We start from the raw sequence: 15,274 nt of genomic DNA, 5'->3' as shown, positions 1-15,274 counted from the left end.
GACGTGCAGCAATATCTCCTGTTCGCCATCGTCGGGCTCGGCTTCGGCACCATCTACGCGGCCATCTCGATGGGCGTGGTCATCACCTACCGCGGCACTGGCATCATCAACTTCGCCACCGGAGCGATGGCGATGTGGGGCGCCTACGTCTTCGATGAGCTGAACCGCACTGGCGACCTGGTGTTTCCTGTCGCGATCATCCCGCACAAGGTGAGCCTCGGCGACGGCTTGGGCTCTGTGCCCTTTGCGCTTGCGATGGTGCTGGCCGTGCTGTCGTGCAGCCTCATCGGGCTGCTGGTGCACTTCTTGGTGTTCCGCCCGCTGCGACGGGCGCCGATCCTGGCGCGCGTCGTGGCATCGGTGGGCGTGCTGCTGGCGATCCAAGCCCTCATCGTGATGCAGTTCACCAGCACCCCGCGAGCGGTGGCGCCGATCCTGCCGAACGAGCCGGTGGATTTCGCGGGTATCAGCTTCTCGCGCGATCGCCTGTGGCTCACCGGCGTGGTCATCGTGATCGCTGTGGCGATGTGGGCGTGGTTCCGCTTCACGCGTCTCGGGCTGGCCACACGAGCGTCTGCGGAGAACGAGCGGGCCATCGGCTTAGCCCGCTTCTCACCGCAGGTGCTCGCCGGTTCCACCTGGGTGCTGTCGAGCACCGTTGTCGGCTTCATCGTCATCCTGACCTCGCCAACGGTGATCCTGAACCCGCTGACCTACGTGCTGGCCATAGTGCCGGCCCTGGCAGCGGCGCTCATCGGGCGGCTCTCGTCGATCGCAGTCACGGTGAGTGCGGCGCTGGTGCTGGGCATGATCCAGTCCATCGTGGTGTTCCAGACCACCAAGGCCTGGTGGCCTGAGTGGGCGAAGGCGGGGCTGTCCGACGCCCTGCCGTTCGTGGTCATCGTGATCGCGCTCTTCGTGGTCGGTGATTCGCTGCCGAGCCGCGGGGCGGTCGAGTCGGATCCGCTGCCCGAGGTGTACCGACCGAAGATGCGAACCGCGGTGATCGCTCCGGTCGTGATCGGCGCAGGCGTGGTGGCCACCCTGACCTCGGGCAGCTACCGCTTCGGAATCATCACCAGCATGATCGTGACCATCATCATGCTGTCGCTGGTGGTGCTCACCGGGCTGGTCGGGCAGATCTCGCTGGCGCAGGCCGGCATCGCCGGTACTGCCGGATTTGCTCTCAGCAAGCTGGGGGACGCGGCAGGCATTCCGTTCCCGATCTCGCCGCTGCTGGCAGCGCTGGTGGCGACCGTCTTCGGCGTGCTGGTCGGCATCCCGGCGTTGCGCATCCGCGGCGCTCAGCTCGCCGTGGTCACCCTGGCGGGCGCCGTGGCATTGGAGAAGTTCATCTTCCGCAACACCAAGCTGGCCGAGGCGGCCGGGAACCCCATCGCGGACCCGACGCTGTTCGGTCTCGACATGGGCATCCGGGAAGGTCGCACGATCGCTCGTGTCGAGTTCGCCATCCTCGTCCTGCTCGTGGTCACGGTGTGCGCGATTCTCGTCGGGAATCTGGCACGCAGCGCGACCGGCCGGCGCTTCCTGGCAGTGAGGTCGAACGAGCGCGCGGGCGCATCGGTCGGCATCTCCATTGCCAACACCAAGCTGCTGGCGTTCGGCATCGCGTCGTTCCTCGCAGGCGTCGGCGGTGCGTTCCTCGGCTACAGCCGCGGGCAGCTGTCCGCGGACAGCTTCACTGTCATGGTCGGGCTGAGCTTCCTGGCCTTTGCCTACTTGGGCGGCATCACCACGGTGTCCGGCGCGATCATCGCCGGCACCTTCGCCCCGCTGGGCATCGGCTTCGTGATCTTGGACCGTGCCCTCGACATCGGAACGGCATACCAGATCCTGGCGGGCATCGGCCTCGTGCTGACAGCGATCTTCAATCCGGAGGGAATCGCTGGCGCGAACCGCAAGAACTTCGACAAGATGCGCGCGGGGCTGGCTGCCCGCGCCGCCGCCAAGGCCGCGCCCGTCGACGACGATGCCGCTGCTGCGAGCACGGTTGCGGCCGATGCGGTGCCAACCGCCGCTGCGCCGGCACCTCGCGCCACCCGGCGGCCGAGCTTCGACGACGCTCCCGTCATGCTCGCGATCAACGAGCTGACCGTGCGCTACGGCGGCCTCAAGGCCGTCGACGACGCGTCGCTGCGAGTGCGTGAGGGCGAGATCGTCGGGCTGATCGGGCCGAACGGTGCAGGCAAGACCACGATGATCGACGCGTTGACGGGGTTCATTCCCTCTGAAGGGCGGATCGAATTCTGCGGGGCTGAGCTCACCACCGAGCAGCCGTACCAGCGGGCACGCATGGGCCTGTCGCGTACGTGGCAGTCGCTCGAGCTGTTCGGGGACCTGTCGGTGCGAGAGAACGTGCAAGTCGCCGACGAGCGAGCCACCGCCGGTTCGGTGCTCGCGGACTTCGTCAAGCCCGCGAGACCGGTGGACCTCACACGCGTGGACTCCGCGCTCGACCTCGTCGGTCTCGCCGGCGATGCCGACGCCCGTCCCGGCGATCTGCCGCTCGGGCGACAGAAGCTGGTCGGCGTGGCCCGGGCCCTCGCCAGCTCTCCCCGCGTGATGCTGGCCGACGAGCCTGCAGCCGGTCTCGACACTGCCGAGAGCCGGGCGCTGGGCCGCGAGATCATCGACATCGCCGAAGGCGGCGTGTCGATCCTGCTCGTCGACCACGACATGGGCCTGGTGCTGGAGGTCTGCGACTACATCTACGTTCTCGACTTCGGCCAGATCATCGCCGAGGGCACCCCCGCCGACATTCGTGCGAACGAAGCCGTGATCGACGCCTACCTTGGTTCTGAGGTTCACACATGAGCGCGTTCACATGACCAGCACGGAGACGCAGATGCCGGGCAACGATGCCTCGACGACCCCGGCGCTGGACGTGCGGAACCTCGTGGCCGGCTGGGGCGGCGTGCCCGCCGTGCGAGACCTGTCGCTGCATGTCCATCCCGGCGAGGTGGTTGCGCTGCTGGGGCCCAACGGTGCCGGCAAGACGACCACGCTGCTGACCATCGCAGGGATCCTGCGACCGATCAACGGCGAGATCGATGTGCTCGGCGAGCCGCTCGGCGGGGCCAGCGCGCACCAAGTGGCCCGCAGGGGCGCCGCGTTGCTGCCCGAGGACCGGGGCATCTTCTTCCAGCTCACCGTGGCCGAGAACCTGCGCCTGCACCGGCACCGTCGCAGCGAGGTGACCGAAGCCGACATCATCGGCTGGTTCCCGGCGCTCGAGCAGCTCCTGGACCGCCGGGCCGGGCTGCTCTCGGGCGGCGAGCAGCAGATGCTGGCGTTGGGCTGCAAGCTCATCGCCGATCCGAAGCTCCTGATGGTCGATGAGATGAGCCTCGGGCTCGCGCCGATCATCGTGGAGCGCCTGCTGCCGGTGGTGCGACGCATTGCAGACGAAACCGGCACGGCGGTGCTGCTGGTGGAACAGCACGTGCATGCTGCACTCGCCATCACTGACCGGGCCTATGTGCTCAACCACGGCGAGCTGGCACTGTCGGGCACTGCGGACGAGTTGGCGCAGCGACCCGAGGTGCTCGAAGCCAGCTACCTCGGGGAGCGCACCCTCGACCACGAGTAGCGTCGGGGACTCCATGAGACATCTACATGCACGATCATTGGCGCTGCTCGTTGCGTTCTGTTTTCTGGCAGCTGCGTGCGGCGGTTCAGACGACACTGGCGACGACGCCCCGACCACCACAGCCTCGAGCGGCGCCGCCACCGACACCGACACGGCGACCGATGACACGACCGGCGACGGCGCTGGCGGCGTTGCAGCGGGAGGCGACGACGCGTCGGGCGATGCGGCCCCCATCGACCGCACGGGCGAAGTCATCAGGGTCGGCTACGTCAACAACGAGGGCGGCAACATCTCGCTGCCGGAGCTGCGCATCGGCGGCGAGGTGGCCATCAAGGTGATCAACGACGCGGGCGGTATCCACGGCGCCATGATCGAGCCGGTCGTCTGCCTCTCCGACAACACGCCAGAGAGCGCCATCAACTGCGCCATCAAGCTCATCGAGGAAGACGTCGTGATGGCCTACATGGGCGTCGAGCTGGCTTCCGAAGCGGCGCTCAGCCTGTGGGTCGACGCCGGCATTCCCTACGTCTCGTCGCACTCATGGGGCCCCACCGAGCGGAACAGCCCCGGCGCCTTCCTGCTCCATGTCGCAACCGGCGCCTTTGCCGTCGGTCCGGCGAAGACGTTCAAAGAGCTCGGCATCGATCACATCGCCGTGGTCATCCAGGACTCGTCCACCGCCCTGGACTTCATGGACAACATCATCGCCCCGGTTCTCGAGCACCACGGCATCGAGATGACACGCGTCGTGGTCGATATTGCTGCCCCCGACTGGACTGCCGCCATCGCAGCCGCGCAGGCCGCCGACGTCGGAGGCATGATGGGCCAGCTCGACGAATTCGGCTGCATCGGCATGGTGGGCTCGGCCGCTGCGAGCGGCTTCGACAAGCCGATCTTTGCCGGGTCGTGCACGCTCTACATCGACCTGCTGGGTCCCGCGTCGGCAGGCACGTACACCCAGGGCGATCAGTGGACCCCGTGGGTTGCCGAGTTCGCACCGCCCGAGATCCAGGAACGCCTCACGGCCTACGCGGACCACATGACGGCGGCAGGGCACGAGAAGCTGATCGAGGGATTCGCCATCGCTCCGTACGGGGCATGGCGCGAGATCGAGTTCATCCTCGAGACCATCGAAGGGCCCATCACTCCCGAGTCGATCACCGATGCGTTCACCAATGCCGGCGAGACGCCCGGCTGGTTCGGCCCCAACCTGCGATGCGGGCAGGCACCCTGGCCGCCGGAATCTTCGCACTGCATGTCGGAGATCATGGTGTGGCAGGTGGTCGAGGCCGAAGACGGAGGGCTGAAGCGGATCGTGGTCGGCGACGGGCTTTTCGATGCGTACGAGCTGAGCGGGCTCTAGCCGGCAATCACCACACCGCCGCCAGTTCATCTGCGAGCATCTTGAGATGAGTGATCGGCCCCTCTGAGGTGGATCAGTACCTGCTCTTTGCGATCGTCGGTCTGGGATCGGGCTGTCTGTATGCGGCCCTGTCGATGGGCCTCGTCATCACCTACCGGGGCACCGGCATCATCAACTTCGCCACCGGCGCGATGGCGATGTGGGGGGCGTACGTCTACGACGAGCTGAACCGCACCGGCGACCTTGTGCTGCCGGTGGTGCTCGTCAAGCACCGCTTCGGACTGGGGGGCAGCTCCGGCAGCGTGCCGTTTCTGGCGGCCATCGTGCTGGCGGTGCTGTCATGCAGCCTCGTCGGGCTGATGGTGCACTTCTTCGTGTTCCGGCCGCTTCGACGCGCCCCGATCCTGGCCCGCGTCGTGGCGTCGGTGGGCGTGCTGCTCGTGGTGCAGGCACTGATCGTGATGCACTTCACGAGCACCGCTCGGGTGGTTGCGCCGATCCTGCCCAACGAGCCCGTCAGCTTCGCCGGCATCAGCTTCCCGCGTGACCGCCTGTGGCTCACCGGCGTGGTGATGGCGACCTCCATCGCGGTCTGGGCGTGGTTCCGCTTCACCCGCCTGGGGCTGGCGACACGGGCCTCCACCGAGAACGAGCAGGCAGTCAGCCTGGCCCGCTACTCACCGCAGACACTCGCGGGCGCCACATGGGTGCTGTCGAGCACCATCGTCGGCTTCCTCATCATCTTGGCTTCGCCGATCGCCCAGCCCAACCCGAGGACGTACATCCTGGCGATCGTGCCCGCGCTGGCCTCGGCGGTCATCGGCCGGCTGCTGTCGATCGCGGTCACCGTGGCGGCAGCATTCGGCCTCGGCATCTTCCAGTCGATCGTGGTGTACCAGTCCACCAGTCCGTGGTGGCCCGACTGGGCCATCACCGGGATACCCGAGGCACTGCCCTTCGGCGTCATCGTGATCGCCCTGTTCGGTCTGGGCCACACCTTGCCGACCCGGGGAGCGGTCCAAGCCGACCCCTTGCCTGAGGTCGTGAGGCCCCAGATGCGCGCCGGCGTGGTCGCAGCCATGGTGGCGATCGCCGGCGTGCTGATGGTGGTGGCGCAGGGCAGCTACCGCATCGGGATCATCACCAGCATGATCATGACCGTCGTCATGCTGTCGCTGGTGGTGCTGACCGGGCTGGTCGGCCAGATCTCGCTGGCACAGGCCGCCATCGCCGGGGCCGCGGGCTTCGCGCTCAGCAAGCTGGGCGACTCGCTGGGCATCCCGTTTCCCCTGTCGTTGCTGCTGGCGTCCCTGATGGCCACCGGCTTCGGCCTCGTCGTGGGGGTGTCGGCGCTGCGCATCCGGGGGGCGCAGCTCGCCGTCGTCACGCTGTCGGGTGCGGTGGCGCTCGAGGAGTTCGTCTTCCGCAACTCCGCCATCACCGGCCTGTTCGGCAACCCCATCTCCGGCCCGTCGCTGTTCGGGCTGAACCTCAGCATGCGGGAGGGAAGGAACTTCGCACGGCTCGAGTTCGGGTTCCTCGTGCTGGCCGTGGTGACCGTGTGCGCCGTCGGGGTCGGCAACCTGGCGCGCAGCGCCACCGGGCGACGGTTCCTGGCCATCCGATCCAACGAGCGTGCCGGCGCGTCCATCGGGATCTCGGTCGCCCGCACCAAGATGCTGGCGTTCGGCATCGCGTCGTTCCTGGCCGGGGTGGGCGGCTCGTTCATCGGCTACAGCCGCGGCCAGCTGTCCGCGGAGAGCTTTGCCGTGCTGATCGGCCTGAGCTTCCTGGCGCTGGCCTACCTGTGCGGCATCACCAGCGTGGCCGGGGCGATCATTGCGGGACTGTTCGCGCCGCTCGGCGTCGTCTACATCACCGCTGACCGGGTCGCTCCGCTCGGCAGGTGGTACCAGTTCCTCGCGGGTGCCTCGCTCGTGGCCACTGCCATCTTCTTCACCGAGGGCGTTGCCGGCGCCTACCGCCAGAACCTCCGCAGGCTGAAGGCGTGGCGTGCTGCCCGGCGAACCGTCACCGCCATCCGGGAAGGCAGCGACCCCCGTACGGGGCTCACCGACGTCGACGCGGGCCCGAGCGTCGAGATCCCCCTCGAGTCGCGCTACTGGCGCAAGCGGCGGCCGACGAGCTTCGACGATGCTCCTGTCGTGCTCGACGTCGCCGATCTCACGGTGAGATTCGGCGGGCTGAAGGCCGTGGACAGCGCATCGCTGCAGATTCGCGAGGGCCAGATCGTCGGCTTGATCGGCCCGAACGGGGCCGGCAAGACGACGTTTGTCGATGCGCTGACCGGCTTCGTCTCGTCGCGAGGGAAGGTCAGGTTCTGCGGGAAACCGCTCACCCACGAAGCGCCGCATGTACGCGCCCAGCTCGGCTTGACACGCACCTGGCAGTCGCTCGAGTTGTTCGACGACCTGACAGTGCGCGAGAACGTGCAGGTCGCCGCCGAGCGTTCTTCGTTCGGCTCCGTGCTGGCCGACTTCTTCGTGCCGACACGACCCGCTGAGGAGTCCCGGGTGGATGCGGCGATGGAGCTGGTGGGCCTGGCGCGTAACACCGAGGCGAAGCCCGCGAGCCTGCCGCTCGGCAGCCAGAAGCTGGTGGGCGTCGCACGCGCATTGGCGCCCGCACCGCGAGTGATGCTCGCCGACGAGCCCGCCGCAGGACTGACCACTCCCGAGAGCATCGCGCTGGGCGTGCGGCTGCTGGATGTGGCCTCGGAGGGCGTGTCGATCCTGTTGATCGACCACGACATGGGCCTCGTGCTCGAGGTGTGCGACTACATCTACGTGCTCGAATTCGGCCGGGTCATCGCACAGGGCACTCCTGCTGAGATCCGGGTCAACGAAGCCGTGGTGGACGCCTACCTCGGCTCGGACGCCGACGCCTGAGCACTGCCAAGCCGGGCGAGTGCCACAGGCTCACGCCGGCTCTGGATCGCGGCGGCGGGCAACCTCAGCGGCAAGCAGCAGCGTCGCGATGGCAGCAACGATGCCGATCGCCAGCACGATCACCCGCGCATCAGGTTCGTTTGCATCGGGATCGAGAGCAGCAGCGTCGGAGAGGACGTCGTCGAGCAGCGTGTCGATGCCGGCTTGCAGCGCGAGCGTCGCCTGACGGCTGGACCCGATCAGCTCTGCTTCTTGAGCGATGAGGGGAAGCCGGTGCCGCAGCGAGTCGAAGAAGTTCGCCTCCCCGTTGCCGAAGGCGATGAACTGGCGAGCCAACGGGACCAGTTGAGGATGCACCTCGCTTCCGCCCTCCTGCTCCAGATACGCAATGCTCGACTCCAGACGGTGGGCCGCAGTCGCAAACCTCTCTTCGGCCTCGGCGATCAGCGTCGGCTCGGAGATGATGATGGCGATGATGAGGCCAGAGAAGGTCCGGAAGAGCGAGTTGAAGACGAGCGTCAGGTGCCGGTACCGCAAGAGCTCCTCATGTGACAGCGGTTCAGAACCGCTCGCCCCGCCGTCGATGAACTCGCTGCGGCCGGTCAGCATGTAATACAGCTGGTTGTCGAGGCTCGAGACCACCGCCGGACGAAGCTGGTAGTCGAAGAAGGCCCTCAGCTGCGCCCGCTGACCTGCTGCAGCTTGCAAGGCCTCGACCAGCGCCGGGCGGCCATCGTGGACGTTGTCGACATTCGACTGCATGCGGTCGACCGATGTGCGCATCGGCCCGACCACGTCGCTGTGACCAGCGCCGTCGAGCACGTCCAAATGTTGGCGAATGCCTGCGAAGCCGGCCGTGGCAGCGTCACTGACTGCCGGCAACTCGCCCAGTGGCGTCGTCGGGGCGCTTCTGGCCGTGGCGACTGCCGCAACGGCGCTCAGATGCCGATCAGCCGCCAGCGCAGCGTCCAAGGCATCAGCGATCCCGCCGTACCCGTCGACATATCCGACGCTGTCGACGGTCTGGGCCAGGAGCGCCGTGGCCTCAGTCTGCAGCGACGCCACGATCCCTTCGAGCGCAGCGATGTTGCGCGCTTCGGACGCCGCCAGACCCAAGCGGGACTTCATCATGTCGATCAGGTTCGCGTCGCCGTAGGCAGCGTCCACGAGGTCTCGAGAAAGCGGGATCAGCGTGGGTTGCAGATCTTGATGGGTGTCTTCGGAGAAGACGTCGAGACTGTCGGAGAGCTGGTACATCACCAGATCGACGTTCTCCTCGACAGTGGCGACGAACGCGATGTCCGACTGCCTCGCCGCGACCTCGAGCAACACCGATCCCTGGTCGACCTGCTGCGTCAAGAGCGCCAGGCGCGAATACCGCAGCAGGTCGTCGGGGGTGATGGCATCGCCGCTGTCGGTGATCAAGCGATAGAACACGTCGTCCTCGCTGGCCACCGAGGCGGGCAGCAGTTCCCAGTTAGTCGTCGCGATCAGCGCTTGCCGGCGTCGCTCTGATTCGCGCCGGACCTCCGCGAGCTGCGGGCGACGGTCGTCGATCGTCGCAGTCGTGCCAGCCAGCGCGTCGACCAGGTCGCGCATCGGTGCCGAGGCCTGCGCGTATCCAGCGGCCTCCAGTGCGTCAAGCTGCCGGCGCAGCACTTCGATGTCAGCTTCCAGAGATGCACGCGACTCAGCCAACGACTCCGGCGTCATGCTGGCTTGCGTGCTGACCGTGGCGGCGTCCGCCACCGACTTCACTTGCCGTACAAGCGCCAGGGCAGCCGTCACGGCGCCGATGTCGGGTGCTTCGTCTGGCTGGGTCGCCGAGTCGCCGACGGCAACCCACGCCACGGCCGTGCTCGCGGCGATGACCGCGAACACCACCAGCGTGACCGTCGCCAGACGGGCCGACACCCGCAGACGGCCCATTACTGCGAGTCCCCAAGATCGGCCGCCGGAACGAACCTGCCGTCGTCGTTGATCACGGTCAGGAGAACATCGTCGGAGCCTTGGTTGTCGCCGGGGCCGTACTGGAGGCTGACGCCGGACAGGTCGACGGCACCCAACTCGGAGAATGCACCCAAGAAGCACTCACGGGTCAGGTCTGCGCCGCACGTCTCGAGTGCGACGATGGCCAATCGCCCGGCGAGATACCCCTCCAGCGAGACGAACCCAGGCGCTGCGTTCGGGTCGATCGCGCTGAGTGCCGCCCGATACTCCGCAACGACCGGAGTCTCGGCGTCGTCGGGAATCGGGACCACCTGCGTGACGTACACGCCGGGCGCCTCGTCCCCCAGCTCCTGCGCCAGCGCGTTGCTGCCCACGAACGAGACCGCCATGAAGACGGGATCGATGTCCATGCGCAGCAGCGTGATCGCCTTGGCCACCGGCTGGTAGGCACCGATGAAGATGACCGCTTCGGGATCTGCGTCACCGATGTGGAACACCGCCGCCTTCACAGCACTCGAGTTCCGCTCGTAGTACCAGGTGGCAACGGGTGCGAGTCCGCGCTTGTCCAAGGCGTCGATCACCCCGTTCAGGCCGGATTGGCCATACGAGTCGTTCTGGTACATGACCGCGACCCGGGTGACGCCCAGGTCTTCGGTGAGACGCTCCACCATGTGCTCGGTCTCCTGCGCATAGGAGGCCCGCAGGTTGACGACCGAGTTGAGATCAGGATCGCGCAGGAAGCCTGCGCCGGTGAACGGGGCAACGAACGGCACCGCCCGAGATTCGGCGAGGGGAACAGCCGAGCGCGATGTGGGCGTCCCCACCTCCCCGATCAGCGCGAACACTCGCTCTTGGGTGATCAGGTCTCGTGTGTTCGCGAAGGCGAATCCCGGCTCGTACCGGTCGTCCTTGGTGACGAGCTCGAGCATGCGGCCATGCACGCCGCCTGCTTGGTTCTGTTCCGCGAACGCGGCCTCGATACCCAAGCGCATGGCATGTCCCAATGCCTGCGCCGGGCCGCTGAACGCCGCAGACTGCCCGAACAGCACACGATCATCGGAGACCCCCGGGATCCCCTGAACACCGGCCGCCGGAGCTGTCGCCGCCGGAGCCTCTGATGTTCCGGTCGTCACGTCATCATCCGGCGCAGCACCGGTGCACGCCGCCGCCAGGATGGCCACGCCCGCAACCAGCACTGCCAACCTCCCAGCTGCCGGGCGAAGGGGAGTAGACATAGCGTCCTTCCTTTGCTGAGAGTCGCGGGGAGCGTCCCGTCCGTCGATGGATACGGGGATCGTAGGCGTGCACGAGTCGCATGTACTGCATGCGTGCGCCGTGCAGCATGCAGCAGGTGCACGAACGGTTGCATCGCGTGCATCTGTGTGGTGATGCCTGACGGGCGAGTGCCGGGTGCTGCGCTCTAGGGCTGAGTGCGGGCAGCGGCGATTGCAGCGTGGATACGGGCGGGGCTGAGCGGCAGCTCGTCGATGGTGATGCCCAGCGGCGCAAGCGCGTCGCATACGGCATTGGCGATGGCGGCGTACGGGCCGAGCGTGCCGCCCTCGCCCACGCCGCGGATCTGGTTGAGATTGTGCGCCGGATCGGCGATATGGCCCAGCTCGATCGAGGGCATCCGGTCGGCGGTGATGGCCAGGTAGTCCATGAACGTGCCCGAGTGCAGCTGGCCATCGGCGTCGTAGACGAAGTGCTCGTACAGCGCGCCGCCAATGCCCTGCGCGATGGCGCCGTGCATCTGGCCCTCCACGATCATCGGGTTGATCACGCGGCCGGTGTCCTCCACGCACACCATGCGCGCCAGGTCCACCTCGCCGGTGTCAAGGTCGACCGCGACCACTGCGGCTTGCGCGCCCGCTGCGAACGTGCCGGTCATCGGGTCGTAGAAACGCATGGCTTCCAAGCCGGGTTCGACGCCGGGCGGGAGCCGGTGGGGCTCGAAGTAGGCCACGTGGGCGACCTCGCCGAGGGTGACACCGACAGCGGGCGCATCCTGCGTGTGGATGAAGCCGTCGTCGATGCTCAGCCAGTCGGGCTCGGCTTCGAGCAGGTGTGCTGCGATGACCAACGTCTTTGCCAGTACGGCGCGAGCGGCCAGTGTTGCTGCGCCCGAGCCGATGACACCCTGGCGGCTGGCGAATGCGCCCATCCCGAACGAGATGCGATCGGTGTCGCCCATCTCGACGGTCACCTGTTCGACACCGACGCCGAGTTCGGCAGCTACCACCTGCGCCATGGTGGTTTCCAAGCCTTGGCCTTGCGAGGTGACGCCCATGGCCGCAGTGATCGCTCCCGACGGGTCCACCCGCACTTCAGCCGACTCGTGACCGGTGCGGAAGGGCAGTCGCGGACCCGCCGAGGCTTTCTGGCCGAGACCGGTCAGCTCGTTGTAGCAAGCGAAGCCGATCCCAGTGAGCCGACCGTCTCCGGTGGCGCGAGCAGCTTGCTGCGCCGAGCGAAACCCGTCGTAGTCGACGAGCTCCACGGCTTGCTCAAGACAGTCGAGGTAGGTGCGTGAGTCGTGCACCAGCCGCGTGGGGGCGGTGTAGGGCAGGTCGTCGGGGGCCACGAGGTTGCGGCGCCGGACGTCGAGGGGGTCCATGCCGAGCTCGGCGGCCGCATCGTCGAGCAGACGCTCCATCACGAACACAGTCGCTGGTCGGGCCACACCCCGGTATGGGCCGGTCGGCGTGGTGTTGGTGGCCACGCCCAGCACCTCGCAGCGGTAGTGGGTGAGCTTGTAGGGGCCGGTCAGCAGGCCGCCGGCCATGAGCGGCTCGATGCCAGCCGTCCATGGCGGTGAGCTGTAGGCCCCCACGTTGGCATGCAGCACTGCGTCGACCGCCACCAGCGTGCCGTCGGCCTCGAAGCCAGCCCGCACCGAGTAGTGATGGTCACGGGCATGCAGCGCAGTTGCCATGTGCTCCGAGCGGGTTTCCACCCAGCCCACCGGGCGGCCCAGCCGTCGTGCGAGCTGGCTCACCACGACGTCTTCGGGGTACAGCGCCCCCTTGATGCCGAACCCGCCGCCGACGTCGCCGACCACCATGCGCACGGCGCCGTCGGCCAATCCGAGCACCTTGGCCATGCCGCTGCGGTGCAGGTACGGCACCTGCGAGGTGGCGTGCAGCGTCAGCTTGGTGCCCTCGCGATTCCAGAGAGCCACGGCGCCGCGACCCTCCATGGGCGTGGCACCGTGCCGGTTGGTGCGGTAGCGGCGTTCGAGCACCAGGTGCGAGCCGTCAATTGCCCCATCCGCGTCGCCGGCATCGAAGGTGCGGGTGACGATGAGATTGTCGGGCGCGATGTCGTGCACCGGTTCGGAGGGATCTGCTGCTGCAGCGACAGCATCGACGTGCACCCGGAGTTCGTCATAGGTCACCTCGACGAGCTCGGCGGCGTCGGCTGCCGCCGCAGGGGTGGCAGCGACCACTGCCGCGACGGCTTCGCCCTGGTAACGCACCTTGCCGGTCGCGAGCACCGGCTGGGGGGTGTTCACATGGGTACGCAACGCCGACTCGGCTACGAGCGCCAAGCCTGCGAAGTCCGGGTCGGCGCCGGTCGCAACATCGAACACGCCGGGGGCTTGGCGAGCAGCTGAGACATCCGCCGAGACGATCCGCGCATGAGCTACGGGACTCCGCACGAACGCCACTGCGAGCTGGCCGTCATAGCGGACGTTGGCGATATAGCGACCGCGCCCGCGCAGCAGCCGGCTGTCCTCGCGGCGCGGCACAGGCTCACCGAATGGACCGCCCGTCGTCGGCGTCGTCTCATCCAGCCCGAATGGCTCGTCTGCCACGTTGCAATCTTCCCGGCCGGGGTGTCGGCAGCGTCTCGTCTGCCGCGCAGCCTGACGCTCAGACCATCGAGTAGCCGCCGTTGACGGAGACGGTCTGGCCGGTCGTCCATCCCGACAGCGGCGAGGCCAGCAGCAGCACTATCGGCGGCACGTCGTCGGGCACGCCGACCCGCCGCAGCGGGTACATCTTGGCGATGCGGGCCATGCGCTCGTCGTCAGCATTGCCGGTGTGGTGGGCGAACCGCTCCGAGCGCACCAACCCGAGCGACACGGTGTTGGCGCGGATGCCGTTGCGGCCGAATTCCTTGGCGACCGACTTCATCAGTCCCATCGTCGAAGCACGGGTCGCTGCTACACCCGCCAGGCGGCTCTCGCCCACCCGGCCCGAGTCGCCCATCAGCGACACGATCGAGCCTTCGACGCCGGCGTCGATCATGTGCCGCACAACTGCTTGAGTCATCCGCAGGGTGCCCATCACGGTCACGTCCACCATTCGGGCCAGATCGTCGGGATCGGCGTCGATGAAGGGTCCGGTGTCGGTGTACGCGGCGTTGTTGACGAGCACGTCGACACTGCCGAACTCGCTGACCACCTCGCTGACGGTGCGGTCCACATTGGGCTGGCTCGTGACATCGCACCGGAGCGCGAGCGCCGCCCGGCCCGATTCCTGCGCGGCCGCCGCTCCCTTCTCTGCGCCCTCGCTCGACGAGTTGTAGGCGAAGGCCACGTTTGCCCCTTCGCCGGCAAACGCATCAGCGATGGCCAGCCCCAGTCCTTGGCCTGCCCCCGTCACGAGGACGTTCTTGCCTGCCAGTTGCAGATCCATCTCGCACTCCCCTTCGCGCCCCGGCGCCCGGCAGGCGCAGCGCCAGTCTGCCTTGAGCGATGGCTGTGCGCCTGCAAACTCGGTGCAGCGAAAGTCTGGGCTAGGGGTATGGTGGCGACCGTGGGGTACGAGCCGACTGAACACCATCCGGCCTTCGAGGAGTACTCCGAGACGGTGTACGAGCTGGCGGAGGACGGGGTCGAAGTCATCCAGGCGCGCATCGCCGAACGACTGGAGGTCTCGCGTCCCGCGGTGTCGGAGATGATCCGCCGCATGCAACGCGAAGGCCTGGTGAGCGTCGACGACGACGCCCACATCAGCCTCACTGACGAGGGACAGCAGATCGCCACCACCGTGGTGCGAAGGCACCGGCTGGCCGAGCGGTTTCTCACCGACATTCTCAAGCTCAACTGGGCAGTCGCCCATCACGAGGCCGGCCGCTGGGAGCACGTCATCTCGCCCGTCGTGGAGCGGGCGATGATGGATGTGCTCGACGATCCCAACACGTGCCCGCACGGCAACCCGATTCCCGGCACCGACTATGTCGCCCCCGCAGATGCGATGCCGCTCGCCGAGGTCGGCGCCAGCGGCGCATTCACCGTGGAGCGCATTCCCGAGGAACTCGAATTCGAGCCGGGGCAGCTGGAGTTCCTCGAACAATCGGGGCTCATGCCAGGGCGCGCCGGCGAGGTTATGTCGGTGGCCCCTGACGGCACCGCCACCGTCCGTATGCCCGAGGGCACGGTCGGCGTGAGTGCGTACACCGCCCAGCGGATTCTCGTCACTGCGGGCGACTGAA

General features: G+C 67.6%; 9 protein-coding genes. 5 read left to right on the top strand and 4 right to left on the bottom strand.

The window, feature by feature from the left end; genetic code table 11:
• The first annotated feature begins 3 nt into the window (after positions 1-3).
• Genes ACOGXD_RS08390 through ACOGXD_RS08375 form a run of 4 tightly spaced genes read left to right on the top strand, consistent with a single transcriptional unit; the run spans position 4 to position 7,882 of the window.
• Positions 4-2,835: an ABC transporter permease subunit gene (locus tag ACOGXD_RS08390; RefSeq protein WP_419914091.1), complete on the top strand. Its 2,832-nt coding sequence runs from the start codon at positions 4-6 to the stop codon at positions 2,833-2,835.
• A gap of 10 nt (positions 2,836-2,845) precedes the next feature.
• Entirely contained in the window at positions 2,846-3,610 is a 765-nt protein-coding gene (locus tag ACOGXD_RS08385) for an ABC transporter ATP-binding protein (RefSeq protein WP_419914089.1), read from the top strand.
• A 13-nt stretch (positions 3,611-3,623) separates the two neighbouring features.
• Positions 3,624-4,973, top strand: a complete 1,350-nt coding sequence (locus ACOGXD_RS08380) for an ABC transporter substrate-binding protein (RefSeq protein WP_419914087.1) — start codon at positions 3,624-3,626, stop codon at positions 4,971-4,973.
• 50 nt (positions 4,974-5,023) lie between these two features.
• Positions 5,024-7,882 (top strand): ABC transporter permease subunit, encoded by a 2,859-nt coding sequence (locus tag ACOGXD_RS08375; RefSeq protein ID WP_419914085.1) that lies wholly within the window; start codon positions 5,024-5,026, stop codon positions 7,880-7,882.
• Positions 7,883-7,912: 30 nt separating this feature from the next.
• Here the strand turns inward: ACOGXD_RS08375 and ACOGXD_RS08370 are convergent, their stop codons facing one another.
• The 4 genes from ACOGXD_RS08370 to ACOGXD_RS08355 all read right to left on the bottom strand — a co-directional run bounded on the left by ACOGXD_RS08370 (position 7,913) and on the right by ACOGXD_RS08355 (position 14,475).
• Positions 7,913-9,811, bottom strand: coding sequence for a hypothetical protein (locus tag ACOGXD_RS08370; protein WP_419914083.1), 1,899 nt, complete (start codon positions 9,809-9,811; stop codon positions 7,913-7,915).
• Positions 9,811-11,028 carry an ABC transporter substrate-binding protein gene (locus tag ACOGXD_RS08365; protein WP_419914081.1) on the bottom strand — a complete coding sequence of 406 codons (1,218 nt, stop codon included), beginning with the start codon at positions 11,026-11,028 and terminating at the stop codon, positions 9,811-9,813. Before ACOGXD_RS08365 ends, ACOGXD_RS08370 begins: the two co-directional genes overlap by 1 nt.
• Before the next feature lie 224 nt (positions 11,029-11,252).
• Positions 11,253-13,649 (bottom strand): xanthine dehydrogenase family protein molybdopterin-binding subunit, encoded by a 2,397-nt coding sequence (locus ACOGXD_RS08360; RefSeq protein ID WP_419914079.1) that lies wholly within the window; start codon positions 13,647-13,649, stop codon positions 11,253-11,255.
• Positions 13,650-13,707: 58 nt separating this feature from the next.
• The gene (locus ACOGXD_RS08355) at positions 13,708-14,475 is read right to left on the bottom strand and encodes an SDR family NAD(P)-dependent oxidoreductase (protein WP_419914077.1); all 768 of its coding nucleotides are present in this window, start codon (positions 14,473-14,475) and stop codon (positions 13,708-13,710) included.
• Between the two features lie 108 nt (positions 14,476-14,583).
• Here ACOGXD_RS08355 and ACOGXD_RS08350 point away from each other — a divergent pair, with 108 nt between their 5' ends.
• Entirely contained in the window at positions 14,584-15,273 is a 690-nt protein-coding gene (locus tag ACOGXD_RS08350) for a metal-dependent transcriptional regulator (RefSeq protein ID WP_419914075.1), read from the top strand.
• Position 15,274: the final 1 nt, after the last annotated feature.

The sequence above is a fragment of the Candidatus Poriferisodalis sp. genome (assembly GCF_965204125.1).
Lineage (GTDB): Bacteria > Actinomycetota > Acidimicrobiia > Acidimicrobiales > Poriferisodalaceae > Poriferisodalis.
This window is presented reverse-complemented; position numbering and strand designations above follow the sequence as displayed.